The organism is Paenibacillus rhizoryzae (assembly GCF_059686995.1).
In genome coordinates this window covers 603,890-620,066 of the sequence record NZ_JCAALT010000003.1, presented here as the reverse complement: position 1 = coordinate 620,066, position 16,177 = coordinate 603,890, and the positions used below count along the sequence as shown (strand labels likewise).

Genomic DNA, 16,177 nt, shown 5'->3' with positions numbered 1-16,177 from the left:
CTCTCCTTAGTTGCCAATACTGCTCCAATCAGCTTATTTCAGCTTATCCAACGCAGCTTGGCCGTTTGTCTTATACTTCTCAAGCGTTGCCGCTACGGATTGATTTTTGCCGATAATGTCATCCATGATCGTGAAGAACGGGAAGTCTGCTACGCCTTCTTCAATCGAAAGGCGGCCAGTACCGTTAACGTGCTCGATCGCCATCTTGATGTCAGCTTCGTTCTTGAAGCGAGACTCAAGCCAATCTTGACCGAGGTACTCTTCTGTCGCAGGGATATCTTGCAATTCTTCGAAAATTTGGTACACGATTTGCGGGTCTTTCGTTCCTTTCGGAATAAAGTAGCCATTTTGCGCTGTATTCGCGAAGGTATATTTTCCGTCGCTTTGCGGACCTGCCGGGTTAGGTACGAGACCAACCTCGAAGGTCAGATCCCCCATGTTCCAGTCATAGTTGATCGACATGGCGACATCGCCGTCTTTGAACGTATTTGTTTCGTTCCAGTCCATTTTATTGCCGGATTTCACTTTCACGACATTCTCCACATTGTAGAGACGGTTAACGAATTCAAGTGCTTCAGACATCTTCGGATCTGTAAAACCTAGCGATAAGTCCGTATCGTTAACGAACAGCGCGCCGTTCGTTACGCCGATGTGTCGAGCCGCGTCAGCTGCCCAGCCTGCGTAGCCCCATGTATCTTTCTTGCCGTCGTTGTTGGAGTCAGTCGTTGCTTGCTTCGCGATTTCCATGAACTTCTCCCAAGTCCACTCGCCGTTGTTGTACAGATCCTGCGGATCCTGCAACCCAAGCTTCTTGATTAGATCGCGGTTATAGTACAGGCCCACTGCCGAAATGCCAGGCGTGTTGAACGAATATTCCGTTCCGCCGATTGCCGGCAGCTTCTGAACGTGCTTCTGTTCTTTGTTGATGTCGTTATCAGCCGTTGTGAAGTCCGAAAGCGGAAGTACCAGGCCTTGTTTAATTGGCGCGATCGAGCGTTTGAACTCCATCATCGAAATGTCGGCCATCGGCTCCCCCGCAAGCACTGCGGTCGTGAACTTGTCCATGTATTGATCGAACGGAATGTTCACGAATTCGAGCTTCATGTTATATTTTTCTTCGAGCTCTGCAATCTTCGCGAGGGAGGCTTTCTCGCCTGCCGTTTCACCTTTTGGCTTTCCATCCCACCACATGGAGATTTTGATTGTGCGGCCGCCTAAATCGATGGCTTCTGCCACAGGCTCGTTCGCTGCGTCATTTTCTTCGGTTGCGGCATTGTTTGAGGCAGGTTCGGTAGTTGTGTTGGTTGCAGTGTTGCTTTCGGTTGTGTTTGAGACATTGCTGCTGTTATTGCTGTTGCCTCCTCCGCATGCGCTTAGAGTAAGCATTAACGAGACAGACAGGATTGTAAGTGCTTTCATTTTTCTCATTGCAAAACAACCTCCTATTTGTTTGTCTTGCCGCATTTCGGAGCACAAGCCAATCCGCCTCCGAACCGCCTTTCTTTACCAGATTCCCCAAAGTAAACGTTTACATTTCATCGTTTAATGTTATCTCACCACCACCGTTAGGCTAACATTTCCAAAAGCACATGCCAAGCATAGCATCACCTGCCAAAAACAGTCAATTAAATTTTGGTTAAAATAACAAATAAAATTATTATAAGTTATTAAAGTGTTATGTAATTGTTATTTTGTTAGGTATTTGTACATACCTGACGGTATATAAAAAGCCCGTCTGAACGCGCTTCGACGCATTCAGACGGGCTTTAAGGGTTCCAGATATCGATTCAGATAACGGACTCCATGCTCGCAATGGGATGAGCATAGGCATCTCGAATAATGATCTCGCCATAAATCAACTTTTTCTCATAGGACGAGCTCGGATTAAGGATCCGCCACAGGATTTGATCGACAGCTCTCATTCCAAGCAATTCTTTGTTCACATTGACCGTTGCAAGAATCGGATAATTGTCGCAGGTGTTGTCGTAGCCGGTAACGGCGCATTGTTCCGGCACCTGGATCTGCAGCTTATTCAGCTCTTCGATCAAATACCTTGCATTCACGTCATGCGCGCAGACGAATACCTCAGGCAGTTCTCCCAGCTTGATCTTGGAGAATAAGAGATACATATCTTGAGCGTCGGGACCGATCAGCTGCGGGTCTTGATTCAATTCGATCTGATAGCTTTCCAACGTCGTGCGGAAGGCAAGCCATCTCTCGAAATAGCTAGGCGCATCATTGATGCTCCCAACGTATTGGAACTTCCGGTAGCCCTTGCTTATTAATTTCGTCATGAGCTCCTGTACACAGCTGAAATTGTCGGAGAATATCGTGTCGCAATGGAGTGCCGGATCGCTGTGGTCGATCATGACGACAGGGATATTCATTCGTTTAATATCGAGCAGAATCTGAGTCGAGACAGAGCCGATCGTAATGACGCCTTGGATGGCTTCGGGCTTGAGAAGCGAAAATACATGCTCGCCGGACGGTTCGGTCAGCGTAATGATGTCCATGCCCCGCTGGCTCAATCTCGCGTTGACGCCGTCAAATACAGGACCCCAATAGACGGAATCCCGATTCTGATATCGCACGTTCGGAAACAGTACGACAATGGTTCCGCTCCGCTTCACGTCCTCATGCTCGTTCAGCTCTCCCGTAAACCGGGCGGGCTCATTATTTTTGAAATATCCGAGCTGGCCTGCCGCTTTCATGATCATTTCTCTCGTTCGCTCGCTCACGCCATTCTTGCCAGATAACGCGCGCGATACGGCAAACTTCGAAACGCCTGCAAAATCGGCTATTTCCTGGATTTTTACTTTTCCTCTCATTCGGACCAGTCCATTCTGTGCACAATTTAGGTATCTCAGCCTATTGATCGGTCTTTGAGCGCATTTCGATGAATGAGTCCAAATTTGCCGCTTGTTGTAATCCAATCATAGCAAACAGTTTGTCAAACGTAAATCAGATGATGCTATTTGTTATGTATTTGTTTGGTCAAATAGCAAAAAGTTAACGGAATCTCCATTTGAACATACAAAGAACGACCTTGCAGACTTGTTATCCGCAGGTCGTCCCTTATCGTTTCTCGTTCGCAAAGCATAAACGAAACTACAATTACACCAAAACCAACATTAGATTAAACAGCAGAATCGATTCTATGATTTCAGACATGGCTCCATAGGTATCTCCGGTCAAACCGCCCAGTTTGCGGGTCAGCCAAATGCCGAGAATCCAGCCCGCGGCAACCGCAATTCCTCCTTGCAGCAGCAGCGTAACCAACGCCGACTGAAGCCCGGCACTCGGCCATACAAGCCATGAACCTGCCGTTAGCAAAATGGCCACCACCACCGCCCACGCGGCATGACGAAAGCGCACCGCTCGAAACAACGATGCCATCCCCTCGTTTGGCCTTGCGAACGGAAACACTGCCATGGCAAGGACAATCCATAACCGGCTCCAGGCGCAAGCCATCATGATCAGAGGGAAGAAGCAGCGCCAGTCCAGCTCCGATACGTTCATTACAGCCGACAAACTGGAGAATTTAAACAATAACAGCAGCACCGCCGTCAATACGCCCATCGCGCCAACCCTGCTGTCTTTCATAATATCCAGCATCTTCTCGCGGGAGCGGTGGCTCATCACCCCATCCGCGGTATCCATCAGCCCATCTGTATGCAATCCGCCGCTAAGCGCAATCCAGACCGCGAGCAGAATAACGGCAGACGGCATCGCTGGCACTGATTCATGAAGCAGCATGCCAGCCAACGCCACAACTCCGCCGATCACCGCACCAACAACGGGATAGTAGATGACGCTTCGCGCAAGTACCTCCGGCGTGAACGGGATCACGACAGGTACCGGAATTCTCGTCAGCAATTGAAACGCGGTTCCAGCAGCTTGTAGCTGTTCTTTCAGTATTCGGCTAAGCATGCTAATCCTCCCCCAGGTCAAAGGCATGCGCCTTCAAATCAAGCGGGATTCCGGCCACCACTAGCAATGCTTGCTCTGCGCAAGCAGCCAGCTTGCGGTTCATTCGCCCCGCCTCGTCGCGAAATTGACGTCCGAGCGGATAAGTCGGCACGATCCCGCTGCCTACCTCATTGGTAACGAGCAGCAGCGGACCCTTGTATCCGGAAACAGCCTCAACAAGTCGATTAACCTCCGCTGAGAGCGCGCCGGAATCATAGCGATATGATTCTCCATCATTCGCATCGAATTCACCTAGTCGAAGCATCTGATTCGTCAACCACAGCGTAAGACAATCGATAATAACGGCCGGACGCCCATGGCCATGGTCTCGCCCTTCTCCCGCAACTACCGCTTCCGCCTCGAGCTTTACCAACAGCTCCGCCACATCATAAGGCTCCTCAATCGTTTGCCAAGCAAACCCTGACCGCTCGCGCGAATCCCGATGGTGATCGGTCCGTTCCTTCATCTCCTCATCCCATATCTGAGATGTGGCGACATAGATGCCCCGCTTAGCCAGCTTCATCGCGTACGCTTCGGCAAAGCCGCTCTTCCCGCTCCGTGCACCGCCGGTAATGAATATCGCCATGTTCTCCCCTACCTCTCGTTCCACCAATTGCTATAAGGCAGCTACTCGCGGGAAACACCGGCGCTCTCGAACGTAGCCATTTCCCGCATTATACGAAGTGCCGCATCGACAAAATGGAAACAAAGCACGGCCCCCGTCCCCTCGCCAAGCCGCATATCCAAATGAATCATCGGCGATAGGCCGATCTGCGCGAGCAGCTTGCGGTGTCCTTGCTCTTGCGAGAGATGTGAGCCGATCATAAATGCCGCCGATTGCGGTGCAATCGAGGCTGCCACAAGCGCCGCTGCCGAAGAGATAAAACCATCAATGATAACCGGGCAGCGATTGGCGGCGGCGCCGAGAATGACGCCGACCAATCCGGCAATCTCAAGTCCGCCCACTTTTGCCAGCGTACCGATCGGATCGCTCGAAGTAGGCGCGTTGCAGGCGAGCGCCCGCTTGACCACATCGACCTTATGCAAACGCCGCTCTTCGTTGATGCCGGTACCAAGTCCAACCGCCTCATCTGCCGTCATGCTGCCGAGCACCGCGCAGAGCGCGGCGCTTGCCGTCGTATTGCCAATCCCCATTTCGCCCGTTGCGAACATGCGATAGCCGTCCGCAGCAAGCTTTTCCGTCAAATGAAAGCCGTCTATAATAGCCGCGACCGCTTCATCGCGCGTCATCGCCTGCTCTTTTGTCATGTTCGCAGTGCCCTTACGGGTTTTGCAGGCAATCAATGACGGATGTTCCAAATCCGCATTCACGCCCATATCCACGCAGAACACATCAGCACCAGCACCTCTGGCAAGTACGTTCACACATGCACCGCCCGAGAGAAAATTCAATACCATTTGAGGTGTTACTTCAGCGGGAAAAGCACTAATTCCTTCTTCGCATACACCATGATCACCAGCCATCACAATAACCGCACGCTTCGATAAATCAGCCGTGATTTCACCAGATATGCCAGCTATTTGCTTCGCGATTTCCTCCAGCTTTCCCAAGCTGCCCGGCGGTTTCGTCAAATTGTCCAAATGCAGCTGCGCTGCTTCCATATGCTCCACGTATAGTGGCTGAATCCGTTCAATTAACCCCGTTAAATAAATTTCGTTTTTCATGCTAAACTCTCCTTTTCCAATACCCTTTACGATTAAAATATCGGCTTTACAACGTCATGGAATTGATCAGGCGCTGGGAGCTTCGCAAGGTGGCGAAACGATTGTCATTCGCCTCGAACGTATTCCCTCGGTTGCACGCCTGATTGCAGTAATATTTGGGGTACGCCGGTATCCGGATGCGGCAGTACGATGGATCTGGCGCCAAATACCGTTAGAATGAGCTCAGGCCGAATGACTTCCGAAGGAGGCCCAAAAGCTTCTATGCCTCCATTATGTAGTACGAGCAATTCATCGCAGTAATGCGCAGCCAAATTCAAATCATGCAATACAGCAATTACTGTAAGTCCCCGCTCGCGCTGCCACTTCTTCACCGTATCCAGCAGCTGTACCTGATAGCCGATATCCAGATAAGTGGTCGGTTCATCGAGAAGCAGCAGCTCCGGCTCCTGCGCCATCACTTTTGCCAATGCAACGCGCTGACGCTCGCCTCCACTAAGCTGATCGATCCGTCGATGCTGCAGTTCAAGCAGTCCCATGGCTCCAAGTGCTTCGTCGACCACATCACCGCTGCCGGAGGTTTCCTCACCCAGCCAATTCTGGTAGGGAAAACGCCCCATCGTGACTACCTCTCGAACCGTAAAACCAACCGCCGGAAGTCCGCCTTGCTGCAGCACGGCGACCCATTTCGCCAATTCCTTGCGCTTATACGCGGCAACAGCCTGCTCCCTCAACCGCACTTCGCCGGAAGTCGGCGGTTCCATTCCTGTTAGCAGCTGCAGCAACGTAGATTTACCGACGCCATTGGGACCGATAATGCCGTACATACGACCTTCCCGCATCGAGAAACTAATCTCGCGCAGAATTTGCTTGTCCGCAATTATTTTGGATAATCGCCTTGCTTCGATCATGCCTGCGACCCTCCCTGCAGCACCTTGCGCCGATAGAGCAGATAGGCAAAGAACGGTGCACCGATAAGCGCCGTCACGACGCCAAGCGAAATTTCTTTCGGGCTGAGTGCTGTCCGAGCGAGCGTATCCGCCCATAGGAGATAAATAGCACCACCTACGGCAGACAGCGGAATAATCAAGCGATAATCAGGACCGACAAGGAGGCGCAGGAGATGAGGCACGACTAGCCCTACGAATCCTACTACACCGGCAATCGAAACCGCAACAGCCGTCAGTAAAGTAGAAACGATAAGAACAATCAGCTTCGTACGCTCAACGTTTACACCTAAATGCGCGGCATGCCGCTCACCCAGCACGAATAAGTTGAGATGCTGCCCATAACGAATCATCACCGGCAGCCCTACAATGAGAAACGGTACGATCAACCGGACATGCTCCCAGCTCCGTGCGCTAAGACTGCCCATTAGCCAGAATAAGGCTTCGTTAATAACGCCTTGAGACATCGACACCATGAACGTCACGAAAGCGCCAAGGAACGCTTGAACGATTACTCCGGACAAGATTAGCGTCTCGACGTTAATCGCACCTCTTGCTCGCGAGAGTGCAAATACAATAACGAGTGTAATCATTCCTGTTGTGAACGCGACCAGAGGGACAGTCCATAAACCGATTACCGTCTGATAACCAAATACGATCATGAATGCCGCGCCTACCGAACACCCTGTTGCGACACCTAGTGTAAATGGATCGGCCAGTGGATTACGCAACACACCTTGAAACCCGGAACCGGCAAGCGCCAAACAAGATCCGACAAGCATGGCCAATACGACTCTGGATAATCTCAGCTGTGTCACAATGGCAATATCGCTGGCATCATAGAGACCATTCGGATCTTCCATCCATGGCAGTTGATGAATCAGAATTCCCCAAACGCGCAGCAATGGCAATCTGGATGAGCCGATAGACAAACTGACGACGACAGATACGGCAAGAAGGAGCATCGCTGCTCCTCCATAAACATAAAGCTTTTTTCTCATCTTACTTGAACAGATCCGGATGCAGCTTCTTCGCTACCTCCAGCAGCCCATCGGCAAGTCTAGGTCCGACACGGGTCAACGGATCCTGATCAACTTCAAACACTTGCTTGTTCTTAACGGCATTAATTGTTGCCCAGCCCGGTCTAGTCTCAATTCCGGTTAGGATTGGATTCTTCTCCCCTTCAGCAAGCGTCATGGAAGCATAGATAATCTGATCCGGATTCGATTTCACGACTGACTCGGGATCAATCTCGTACCAGCCCTGCTCACTTGCAATGTTAACACCGCCGGCGAGAGTAATGAGTTCATCCAGAAACTCTCCTTTACCGACTGTCCAGCCCGGTGCGAATTCCAAGTACACATTCCTTTTCGGTGCATCTTTAACGGTATTAACAACCTGTTCTCTAACTTGCTCCATATGAGCCGTAACCTGTGCGGCTTGATCGTTCTTATCCAAAATTTCACCGATCTGCTTCACCTTCTCCATGACCGCATCATACGTCTTAGGATCTGTTGCAAACACCGGAATTTGGAGAGAGCGAAGTTTATCGACAACGGCTTTTCCCATTGTATAGGAGGCGAGGACAAGGTCTGGTTTAAGCGAAACGATTTTCTCAATATCGGCGTCCATGTCGCCGATCTTCGGCAGACTCTCCGCTTCCTTCGGATAGTTGGAGTAATTATCCACGGCAACCAGAGAAGTCCCTGCATCTACCGCATAGACGATTTCCGTCTCACTAGGCAGCAGCGAAACAATACGAGCAGGTGCCGACTGGAACGTAAGCTCTGTACCCGTTACATCCTTCAACGTCAGCGGATAGACCGAATGTTGTGCCGCATTATTTGTCGTTTGATTTTGATCAGCTGTGTTGACAGCATTACCCTCAGTGGCAGCTTGAGTTCCGTTATTTTCCTTCGTACCGCAAGCAGCTGTAATCAGCAGCAGCGCAGCCATGGTTACTAATAACGCGATTTTAGTTAACGGCATTAATTTTGATTTCATTTGAGTCATACTCTCCCTATTTTATAATTGCGTACAAGAAGAACCGGCTGTCATTCTAAAATGACACAAAAAAAAGCATTTCCGACTTGAGCGTCAGAAATGCTTACGTTCCGTAGAACATCAGCGGGCAATACGAAACTGCCCATCTCCAACACCTCCCTAAGTCCTCGTAGGTAGCGTTCATTCCGAACAGGCAGGTATCCTGACTTGAAGCTTCTGTCATCAACGTCTTCCCAAACGATCCCATCGTTCAGTGACTTCGTATTGATGCATTGTCGACTGCAGATGGACGAGCATACCTCCATCCCAATATCGACGCTTCTTACAGTGGCGGGTCCGTGCCGGCATTGCACCGGTCTTCCCTTTTAAGCTAAGCTTGCGCGATTCTTCAAATGATGGAATCGACCGCATACGCTTAGCACCTGTTCCTAAACTATGAAATTGTGCTTGAGTAAATATACCATCACCTATTTAAGATGTCTATATTTGGCCTCGTTTCCGAAGAAATCGATTCATTTGGCCGTTTAAACGCAATGCATTAAATACGACCGAAACCGAGCTGAGTGCCATAGCTGTTCCGGCCATCCACGGCTCTATGCCGCCCACTGCTGCAAATGGGATCACAATGGAGTTATACAGCAGCGCAAAACCTAGATTCTGACGGATATTGCGTACCGTCAGCCTACTGATTTGAAACGCCTCATAGATGCCTGTCAGACGCGAACGAAGCAGTGTCATATGCCCGGCATGAAGCGCCGCTTCCGTACCGCCGCCCATCGCGATGCCGACGTCTGCGGCCGCAAGTGCAGGAGCATCGTTCCAGCCGTCTCCGGCCATTGCAATGACTCTATCTTCCGCTTGCAGCTCTCGAATGAGCTCCGCCTTGTGCTCCGGCAGCATGGAGGCATGAACATCATCTTTTGCAATGCCCGTGATCCTGGCTACGTTCATAGCTGCTGACGGATGATCGCCCGTGGCAAGTAGAATGCGAATCCCTTCGGCTGCCAGCGCGGTCACCGCATCCGTTGAGGAGCGCTTCACTTGATCCGTGAAGGCAAAAGCACCTGCGCACTCCCCGTCTATCGCGGCATAAATGACCGTCTCCCCGAGGTCTTCTTTACGATTGACGAAGCTTAACAAAACCCTGTTCATCGTCCAGTTCCGCTCAGCGGCAAAACCGGCATTTCCGATTTCAACCCGCTTACTCTCCACGACAGCTTCAATCCCCTTACCTGGGAACGAATGATATGCCGTTGATTCCGGGATTACTAACCCGGCCCGCTTAGAGGCCGCCTTTATTGCTGCCGCGAAAGGATGCTGGGAGTCTGCCTCAGCCGACGCCGCTAAGCGCAGCAGCGCACTCGGTGAACCGGATAATGCGGATACTTCGGTTAACGCAGGTTTGCCTTCGGTTAACGTCCCCGTCTTATCCAGGACGATTGTATCTAATTGAGCCAGACGCTCCAGCGCGCCAGCTTCCTTCATTACAATGCCGCGGCGAGCAAGCTTTCCGGTGGCCAATACGAGTGAAATCGGCGCTGCCAAACCAAGCGCGCACGGACACGCGGCTAGAAGAACAGCCAGCGCATGAAGCGAGGCCTTCCCCCAATTGCCAGGCTCAAGCCAAATTAGCCAGAGAAGCAAGGTAGCTATAGAGAGCAGCATCATGACAGGTACAAAAATAGCCGATAACCGATCTACCCTTCGCCCGATCGAAGACTTCGTCGCTTGAGCTTGGCGCGTCAACGCCGCAATCCGGCTTAACATCGTATCCGGCCCTGTCGCCGTGACTCGAATTCGCAGCTCTTGTCCGCGAACAATCGTACCCGCGTACACTTGATCGCCGGCAGACCTCACAACAAGTGCGCTCTCTCCTGTTAGGAATGATTCATCCATCGTCGAATGTCCTTCGACGATGATGCCATCAGCAGGGAGAGGTTCGTTAACCGCTGCAATAAGGTGATCTCCGATCCTCACTTTGGCGAGAGAAGTTTTCTCCCTGCTGCCACCGCGAATGACCATCGCTTCATTGGTTTGGAGCGCGGCATAGCTGTCGCTTTCCTTCATAACCCTCTCCGATGCGGACGCCTCAAGCAGCTTGCCGAGCAGCACGGCGGTTATGACCACCGCTGAAGTTTCAAAATATAACGCTCCCCCGGTCATCATGGAGATATAACTGTACGCGAACGCAGCCGTAGTCCCAATCGCTACGAGCACGTCCATATTCGCCGTTCGTTCTCGAAGGGCATAGAATGCACCAAAGTAAAACGGCATCCCGATAAAGAACTGCACGATTGCCGCAAGCACAAACTGAAGCAGCGGCTCTTGAATAATCAACGGAACCGGAATGGCTTCCAGCCATGCATAATGATGCACCATCGTCCATAGCAGCGGAATCGTGAAGAGTACCGCTACGAAGACGCGCACCTTAAGCGAGTCGAGTTCAGATGTACCGTCACCATCCTTCCCATAGAGGAAAGCGTGAAATCCAAGCTGCCCGATTCGTTCTATAATGGATGTCGGTGTCGTTTGCTCCGGCGAGAAGGTGATGTAAGCTGATTTGGCCGCATAATGAACGGATACGCCGGATACGCCCGCCAGCTTGCCGACAGCCCGTTCGATACGGGTTGCACAGGCTGTACAGCTCATGCCGTGTATTCGCAAATCAAGCGCTTGGTCTCCGTGTTGCTGCTGCATAAGGAACCTCCTAAATCAAACAAACTAGCTGTCCTACTCTCCACTATATGGCAGGGTTGTTCGACTCATGATATAAACAAAAAAAGCACCTTCGCGCAGCAAGCGCGAAAGTGCTCTCTTGATCCATAATTTATTCCCCGGTAGCCACTTCACCCGGCCAGCTCAGCATACCGCCGAGCACATTAACGACCTCATACCCTTGCGCAGCCAAATAATCACAAGCTTTGCCGCTGCGATTGCCGCTTCTGCAAACCATATACAGCGGTTCCTCGAAATCATTCAATTCCCCGAGTCGTTCGATGAAGACGGAGAGCGGGATGCTCACCGCTTCTTTAATGTGGCCGGATTCCCACTCATCAGGTTCCCGAACGTCGATCACGCTCAGTTTCTCGCCTTCCCGCAATCGGGTTTCCAGTTCACTTGCCGTTATTTCTCCCATTTCCTGCAATCGCTCCTTAGCGCTAATATTCAAACCTATACCTGCATTCTACTCCTCTGGCAGGCCCAATGTCCATCCAGAGAACGACATAAGAAGGAGCAGCGTCCGCTACTTCCCGCGAACGCTGCTCCTACGATCCATTTCGTTAAATACGTACCGCTGTCCCGCTGACTGCAACCATAAGCATACCTTCACGTACGACCTCATAATCGATGTCGATGCCGACAAGTGCATTAGCGCCAAGCCTTGCCGCTTGACTCTGCATTTCACTAAAAGCAACGTCACGCGCTTCCTTCAGCTTCGTCTCGTAAGCACCTGAGCGTCCTCCGACAATATCGGTAATGCTGGCAAACAAATCACGCATTATGTTTGCACCCATAATCGCTTCCCCGGTTACAACACCAAGGTATTGCTGAATCGGATGTCCTTCAATCGTAGGCGTAGTCGTTACTATCATCGAAATCCCTCCCAATCGGTATAGTGAGTCATACGTAAGAAGTCAGTCATTGGATTCAAATCATGGATGAAAAAGCAGGCAAGCCATCCACTTTCCCGTCTTCCATAAATTGAATACGAACGACTTTCTCGCTATGCTGCTCAAACCAAATGCGAACGGTCACTTCGAACTTGCGGGAGCCTTTGTTCAGCAGCATGCGAAACGTTTCCGTCATCATGCCCGCTTCCTCCACTTTGCGCCCGACATGCTTATAATCCACGATCTCGGCATGATAGCGGTGCATCGTTTCCTTCATCGCGAGTCTGCCCCACTTTGCGTACGGCGGTTCCGCAGAAACAGGGGTTACGGCACAGAACAACATCATACAAGTCATCATTAGAATAATTAATGGTCTCATTCTTCCACCTCCATAGTCTAGGCGATGGTAGAATTCCCCAATTCGAGCTCGTTCATGCATGCTTAATCTTATTGTTTCAACTGGAATGCATCTTTGACCACATGCTGACTTCTTATCAAAATCCGACATGATAGCAGCAGCGCGGCACTCCAGCACCATAGAAATCCATTCCAGAGCGGATCAAACACTCCCTTAGGCGGATGAATAAACTTATAAGGGATACCGTCTGTGAATAAAGTGTCTCTTAGGTTGGAACCGACTCTGAGCGCAAGAATAGCCGCAACGATTAGTGCAAGTGACCCGAGCGCATGCCACAATTTCTGCTTCTTCACGGCCCAATAGAGCAGTGAAGCCACATAGAATCCGAATAATAACGAAGACAATGGTGCCACAACGACGAGACTGACGAAATCATGCCTGTGGATAACGATCGTTTTGAGCTTGTAAGTAATCATTGTTATGGCGAGCATCACTAACCATAAGGCAATTTTCGTGCTTGGAGCTGCGAGCTTTTCTTTAACCGTTGACCGTGTCATGCCTAAGAAGCGAAAGTATCGATACAAGAGCATCAGCCCCGGTATAAACAGCCCCACCAACGAGAAGTCAATCTGCAGCCGTGCATATAATGGCTCTCCGTTATGATGTCCGCGCAGGAATGAGAACGTCTTGACAAAAATACCGCCTTCATGTGTCCAAGCATCCATGAACATATGGGTCCAATAACCAATGAATAAGGAACTGAGAAACACAATCCACGCGCGCACCGAATCTAACTTCCAGTCCACGCACATGCTTTTGACAAACTGGTCCATTCTCCCGAACGACGGAAGAAACTTCGGCAGCACCGGCTTGATCATGAGATGAAACACGAATGCGATGGCTAAACATAAGGGCAAACCTTGAACCAGAAAACCTACTATGGAATGTCCAATACTCTCATAGGGCTCCATAGCTACAAAATACTCCATATCAGGCGACATGCTTCCCAGGATAAGTCCCGTAACGCTTACCCATGTTGGCTTTATTCGTCTTAATGGAACCGCAAAGAGCGGGTGTGCAAATGTAAAAGGCACGGTTAATCCAACCCGCCGAACTTATTCAGTGGCCATAGACGAAATACCGCTCGGCCTTCCACGCTGGATAAGGCGATAGGGCCTAATACGCGGCTGTCTTGACTGTTTTCTCGATTATCGCCCATTACGAATACGGTGTTAGACGGAACGGTGTAGGGCATTCCCAGCCCGTTTGAGAAGGTGAGGCCTTTTATGTACGGCTCATCCAATTGTTTATCATTAAGAATCACATGGCCGTCACCGGTAATGTTTAGAACATCTCCCGGCAAGCCGATCACGCGTTTAATGAGTCGCTTGTCACTTTCGGGACCATTGATGATGACAATGTCCCCCCGGTGCGGCGATTCGAACCTGTAGCTGATTTTGTCCTCGATTAGCCGTTGACCTTCAACTAAGGTTTTTTGCATCGAAATATTTCTTACTTCCGTTTGGGCAAATGCGTAGTTCTGAATCAGCAGTGCGGCTACCATCGCCACGCCTAACGTGAGAATCCAGTCCCTTATCTCTCTCGCCCACCGTTTATTAGGTGTAGGTGTAACCTCTGGTTTCTCCATTTCCTTCTCCTTCCTACTCGTACAGTATCGGTTTCGTCGTTCTTTTTCTAGTTAAACTGCCTATAACATATTACGATTTTAACCATCAAATAGTTTCTTTGAAAACAGCATTTTGTAAAAAGCATTGCCCGTCCACGCACTGGTAGGATAAAGTTAGGAGATTGATGTAACTTATACAAAGGAGTGAATTTTCATTGTCCGCAGAAGCTAAGGCTGCACTTATACCTACTACGCGCTCCGACCATGTTATTTTCATCGTTGTCACTTTATTGTATTGGTCCACGCTTTATGTCTATGTCCCGATCCTTCCACCATTCATGAAAAGCAGCGGGTACGCCGATGTACTGATCGGCATCGTGCTTGGCAGCTACGGTTTCACGCAGATGCTCGTTCGTTTCCCGCTCGGACTCGCTTCCGATAAGCTTCATAAGCGAAAGCCATTCCTGATGCTGGGCATGGTCAGCGGTGCATTAAGCTGTGTATTGTTCACGATTCCCGGCTCCTGGCTGTGGCCGTTAGCGGGACGAATGATGTCAGGCGTTTGCGCTTCTGCATGGGTAGCGTTCACTGTATTGTATGCAGCCTATTACGCCTCTTCCGAAGCAACGAAAGCAATGAGTAATATCAGCTTCATGACCGTTTCCGGCCAATTAATCGGAATGACCTTGAGCGGCTGGCTCGCCGGCGCTTACAGCTGGAATGCCGCTTTTATCGCAGGGATCGGACTCGGCATCGCCGGTTTTCTGCTCTCCTTTGCCGTTAAGGAGCCGCGCGAGGGGGTAGAACGACCGCCTATCTCACTGCAGCATCTGCGTGAAGTCGTTCGAACACCTTCACTCATCCAAGTATCGACGCTGTCTATTCTGGCTCACTGTGTACTGTTTATCACGATGTTTGGTTTCACGCCATTGAAAGCCACATCCTTAGGGGCGTCAAGCAGCCAGCTCACCTTAATCGTCATTGCCTTCATGGTTCCGCATGCTATCGCTTCCTTGCTTACAGGCCGAATACTAGCACCCCGATATGGAAGCAGGAAGGTTATTGCAATAGGCTTTGCACTTAGTGCAGTGTGCACGATTGCCATTGCTTACTCCCCTTCGCTGGGATGGCTGGCTCTCACACAGGCGCTTAACGGCTTTGCGCAGGGCATGCACCTGCCTTTGCTGCTCGGGCTCGCCATACAGCCGTTTGAGTCCTCTAAACGCGCAACGGCGATGGGTTTCTACCAAGCCGTGTACTCGATCGGCATGTTCGCAGGCCCATTCCTAGCCGGCTTCATCAATGAAGCCTTCGGTCGCGATTACGGATTCTGGCTAGGCGGTCTGTTCGCTCTAGCTGCACTGGCCCTCACGCTTATCTGGCGCCGCAGTCACGCGCCGCAATCCGCATAACAACAGAAAAACCTGCCGCACTCGACTCGCGCGGCAGGTTTTTCTCATTGCCTCTAACTACATGCACTCTTCCGGATCTTCAACTTGAGCATCTTCGATTGAGATCTTCTCGGCAACTGTGTCGCGAATAACGGAAACGACCGTTTGCAGCAGATAGTTGATATCCGCTTGGCTTTGTTGGAATTCCGTAATGATCGGAATACCATCCAGCTCATCTTGCAGCACTTCGATCTCTTTCTCGATTTTAGCCACCATATCTGCGTTCTTGAACGTTGTCTCGAAAGCAACGATTTCTTTCTGTTTCTTCTTGATTTGCGCAATCAATCCTTGCACGCGCTCATTGCCTTGAATTTGCTTCTCGGCACGTTGGAACTGCTGCACTTCTTCCGAAGTGAAGATCATCGTTGCAAGTTCTTTCGTCTTGGCCATGATATCCGCGCGCACAATAATATCTTCGGTATTGAATTTCGGTACCGTACAACTCGAATCGTGGTCGTGATCGTGGTTATCTTTATGATCGTGTTTCGCTGTTTGCTCTTTTGCCAATGTTTCCAGCTCCTCTAGTT

General features: G+C 50.5%; 16 protein-coding genes and 1 riboswitch. Of the genes, 1 reads left to right on the top strand and 15 read right to left on the bottom strand.

Features of this window, described 5'->3' with window-relative positions; translation table 11 throughout:
* Positions 1-33: 33 nt before the first annotated feature.
* The 14 genes from AC6ESO_RS11880 to lepB form a co-directional block, all read right to left on the bottom strand.
* The gene (locus tag AC6ESO_RS11880) at positions 34-1,428 is read right to left on the bottom strand and encodes an ABC transporter substrate-binding protein (protein ID WP_497091475.1); all 1,395 of its coding nucleotides are present in this window, start codon (positions 1,426-1,428) and stop codon (positions 34-36) included.
* Between the two features lie 359 nt (positions 1,429-1,787).
* Positions 1,788-2,828: a LacI family DNA-binding transcriptional regulator gene (locus AC6ESO_RS11875; protein WP_497091474.1), complete on the bottom strand. Its 1,041-nt coding sequence runs from the start codon at positions 2,826-2,828 to the stop codon at positions 1,788-1,790.
* A gap of 286 nt (positions 2,829-3,114) precedes the next feature.
* The gene (gene cobS / locus AC6ESO_RS11870) at positions 3,115-3,930 is read right to left on the bottom strand and encodes an adenosylcobinamide-GDP ribazoletransferase (protein WP_497091473.1); all 816 of its coding nucleotides are present in this window, start codon (positions 3,928-3,930) and stop codon (positions 3,115-3,117) included.
* Position 3,931: 1 nt separating this feature from the next.
* Positions 3,932-4,555: a bifunctional adenosylcobinamide kinase/adenosylcobinamide-phosphate guanylyltransferase gene (gene cobU, locus AC6ESO_RS11865; protein WP_497091472.1), complete on the bottom strand. Its 624-nt coding sequence runs from the start codon at positions 4,553-4,555 to the stop codon at positions 3,932-3,934.
* Between the two features lie 41 nt (positions 4,556-4,596).
* Positions 4,597-5,655 (bottom strand): nicotinate-nucleotide--dimethylbenzimidazole phosphoribosyltransferase, encoded by a 1,059-nt coding sequence (gene cobT / locus AC6ESO_RS11860; protein ID WP_497091471.1) that lies wholly within the window; start codon positions 5,653-5,655, stop codon positions 4,597-4,599.
* Positions 5,656-5,759: 104 nt separating this feature from the next.
* Positions 5,760-6,563, bottom strand: a complete 804-nt coding sequence (locus AC6ESO_RS11855) for a heme ABC transporter ATP-binding protein (protein ID WP_497091470.1) — start codon at positions 6,561-6,563, stop codon at positions 5,760-5,762.
* Positions 6,560-7,600 (bottom strand): FecCD family ABC transporter permease, encoded by a 1,041-nt coding sequence (locus AC6ESO_RS11850; RefSeq protein WP_497091469.1) that lies wholly within the window; start codon positions 7,598-7,600, stop codon positions 6,560-6,562. Before AC6ESO_RS11850 ends, AC6ESO_RS11855 begins: the two co-directional genes overlap by 4 nt.
* 1 nt (position 7,601) lies before the next feature.
* A complete protein-coding gene (locus AC6ESO_RS11845; protein ID WP_497091468.1) occupies positions 7,602-8,603 on the bottom strand; it encodes an ABC transporter substrate-binding protein in 1,002 nt (333 codons plus the stop codon).
* A gap of 175 nt (positions 8,604-8,778) precedes the next feature.
* Positions 8,779-9,041, bottom strand: a riboswitch (cobalamin riboswitch).
* Positions 9,042-9,083: 42 nt separating this feature from the next.
* Positions 9,084-11,300 (bottom strand): heavy metal translocating P-type ATPase, encoded by a 2,217-nt coding sequence (locus AC6ESO_RS11840; RefSeq protein WP_497091467.1) that lies wholly within the window; start codon positions 11,298-11,300, stop codon positions 9,084-9,086.
* Between the two features lie 130 nt (positions 11,301-11,430).
* Positions 11,431-11,739 carry a rhodanese-like domain-containing protein gene (locus AC6ESO_RS11835; RefSeq protein WP_091218217.1) on the bottom strand — a complete coding sequence of 103 codons (309 nt, stop codon included), beginning with the start codon at positions 11,737-11,739 and terminating at the stop codon, positions 11,431-11,433.
* Positions 11,740-11,884: 145 nt separating this feature from the next.
* On the bottom strand, positions 11,885-12,196 hold the full coding sequence (locus AC6ESO_RS11830) for a heavy metal-binding domain-containing protein (RefSeq protein ID WP_210661392.1): 312 nt from the start codon (positions 12,194-12,196) through the stop codon (positions 11,885-11,887).
* Between the two features lie 55 nt (positions 12,197-12,251).
* Entirely contained in the window at positions 12,252-12,593 is a 342-nt protein-coding gene (locus AC6ESO_RS11825; protein WP_497091466.1) for a DUF3889 domain-containing protein, read from the bottom strand.
* A gap of 68 nt (positions 12,594-12,661) precedes the next feature.
* The gene (locus AC6ESO_RS11820) at positions 12,662-13,666 is read right to left on the bottom strand and encodes a DUF4184 family protein (RefSeq protein ID WP_497091465.1); all 1,005 of its coding nucleotides are present in this window, start codon (positions 13,664-13,666) and stop codon (positions 12,662-12,664) included.
* A gap of 2 nt (positions 13,667-13,668) precedes the next feature.
* Entirely contained in the window at positions 13,669-14,220 is a 552-nt protein-coding gene (gene lepB, locus AC6ESO_RS11815; RefSeq protein ID WP_497091464.1) for a signal peptidase I, read from the bottom strand.
* A 194-nt stretch (positions 14,221-14,414) separates the two neighbouring features.
* Here lepB and AC6ESO_RS11810 point away from each other — a divergent pair, with 194 nt between their 5' ends.
* Positions 14,415-15,611 carry an MFS transporter gene (locus AC6ESO_RS11810; protein ID WP_497091463.1) on the top strand — a complete coding sequence of 399 codons (1,197 nt, stop codon included), beginning with the start codon at positions 14,415-14,417 and terminating at the stop codon, positions 15,609-15,611.
* A 57-nt stretch (positions 15,612-15,668) separates the two neighbouring features.
* Here AC6ESO_RS11810 and AC6ESO_RS11805 read toward each other — a convergent pair whose 3' ends face one another.
* Entirely contained in the window at positions 15,669-16,157 is a 489-nt protein-coding gene (locus tag AC6ESO_RS11805) for a YlbF/YmcA family competence regulator (protein ID WP_497091462.1), read from the bottom strand.
* Positions 16,158-16,177: the final 20 nt, after the last annotated feature.

What these genes read in the sequence shown, in the direction of transcription:
- AC6ESO_RS11855 (WP_497091470.1), bottom strand. Translation starts at nt 6,563, where the DNA reads ATGATCGAAGCAAGGCGATTATCCAAAATAATTGCGGACAAGCAAATT.
- cobU (WP_497091472.1), bottom strand. Translation starts at nt 4,555, where the DNA reads ATGGCGATATTCATTACCGGCGGTGCACGGAGCGGGAAGAGCGGCTTT.
- cobT (WP_497091471.1), bottom strand. Translation starts at nt 5,655, where the DNA reads ATGAAAAACGAAATTTATTTAACGGGGTTAATTGAACGGATTCAGCCA.
- AC6ESO_RS11845 (WP_497091468.1), bottom strand. Translation starts at nt 8,603, where the DNA reads ATGAAATCAAAATTAATGCCGTTAACTAAAATCGCGTTATTAGTAACC.
- AC6ESO_RS11830 (WP_210661392.1), bottom strand. Translation starts at nt 12,196, where the DNA reads ATGATAGTAACGACTACGCCTACGATTGAAGGACATCCGATTCAGCAA.
- AC6ESO_RS11835 (WP_091218217.1), bottom strand. Translation starts at nt 11,739, where the DNA reads ATGGGAGAAATAACGGCAAGTGAACTGGAAACCCGATTGCGGGAAGGC.
- AC6ESO_RS11840 (WP_497091467.1), bottom strand. Translation starts at nt 11,300, where the DNA reads ATGCAGCAGCAACACGGAGACCAAGCGCTTGATTTGCGAATACACGGC.
- lepB (WP_497091464.1), bottom strand. Translation starts at nt 14,220, where the DNA reads ATGGAGAAACCAGAGGTTACACCTACACCTAATAAACGGTGGGCGAGA.
- AC6ESO_RS11875 (WP_497091474.1), bottom strand. Translation starts at nt 2,828, where the DNA reads ATGAGAGGAAAAGTAAAAATCCAGGAAATAGCCGATTTTGCAGGCGTT.
- AC6ESO_RS11850 (WP_497091469.1), bottom strand. Translation starts at nt 7,600, where the DNA reads ATGAGAAAAAAGCTTTATGTTTATGGAGGAGCAGCGATGCTCCTTCTT.
- AC6ESO_RS11880 (WP_497091475.1), bottom strand. Translation starts at nt 1,428, where the DNA reads ATGAGAAAAATGAAAGCACTTACAATCCTGTCTGTCTCGTTAATGCTT.
- AC6ESO_RS11825 (WP_497091466.1), bottom strand. Translation starts at nt 12,593, where the DNA reads ATGAGACCATTAATTATTCTAATGATGACTTGTATGATGTTGTTCTGT.
- cobS (WP_497091473.1), bottom strand. Translation starts at nt 3,930, where the DNA reads ATGCTTAGCCGAATACTGAAAGAACAGCTACAAGCTGCTGGAACCGCG.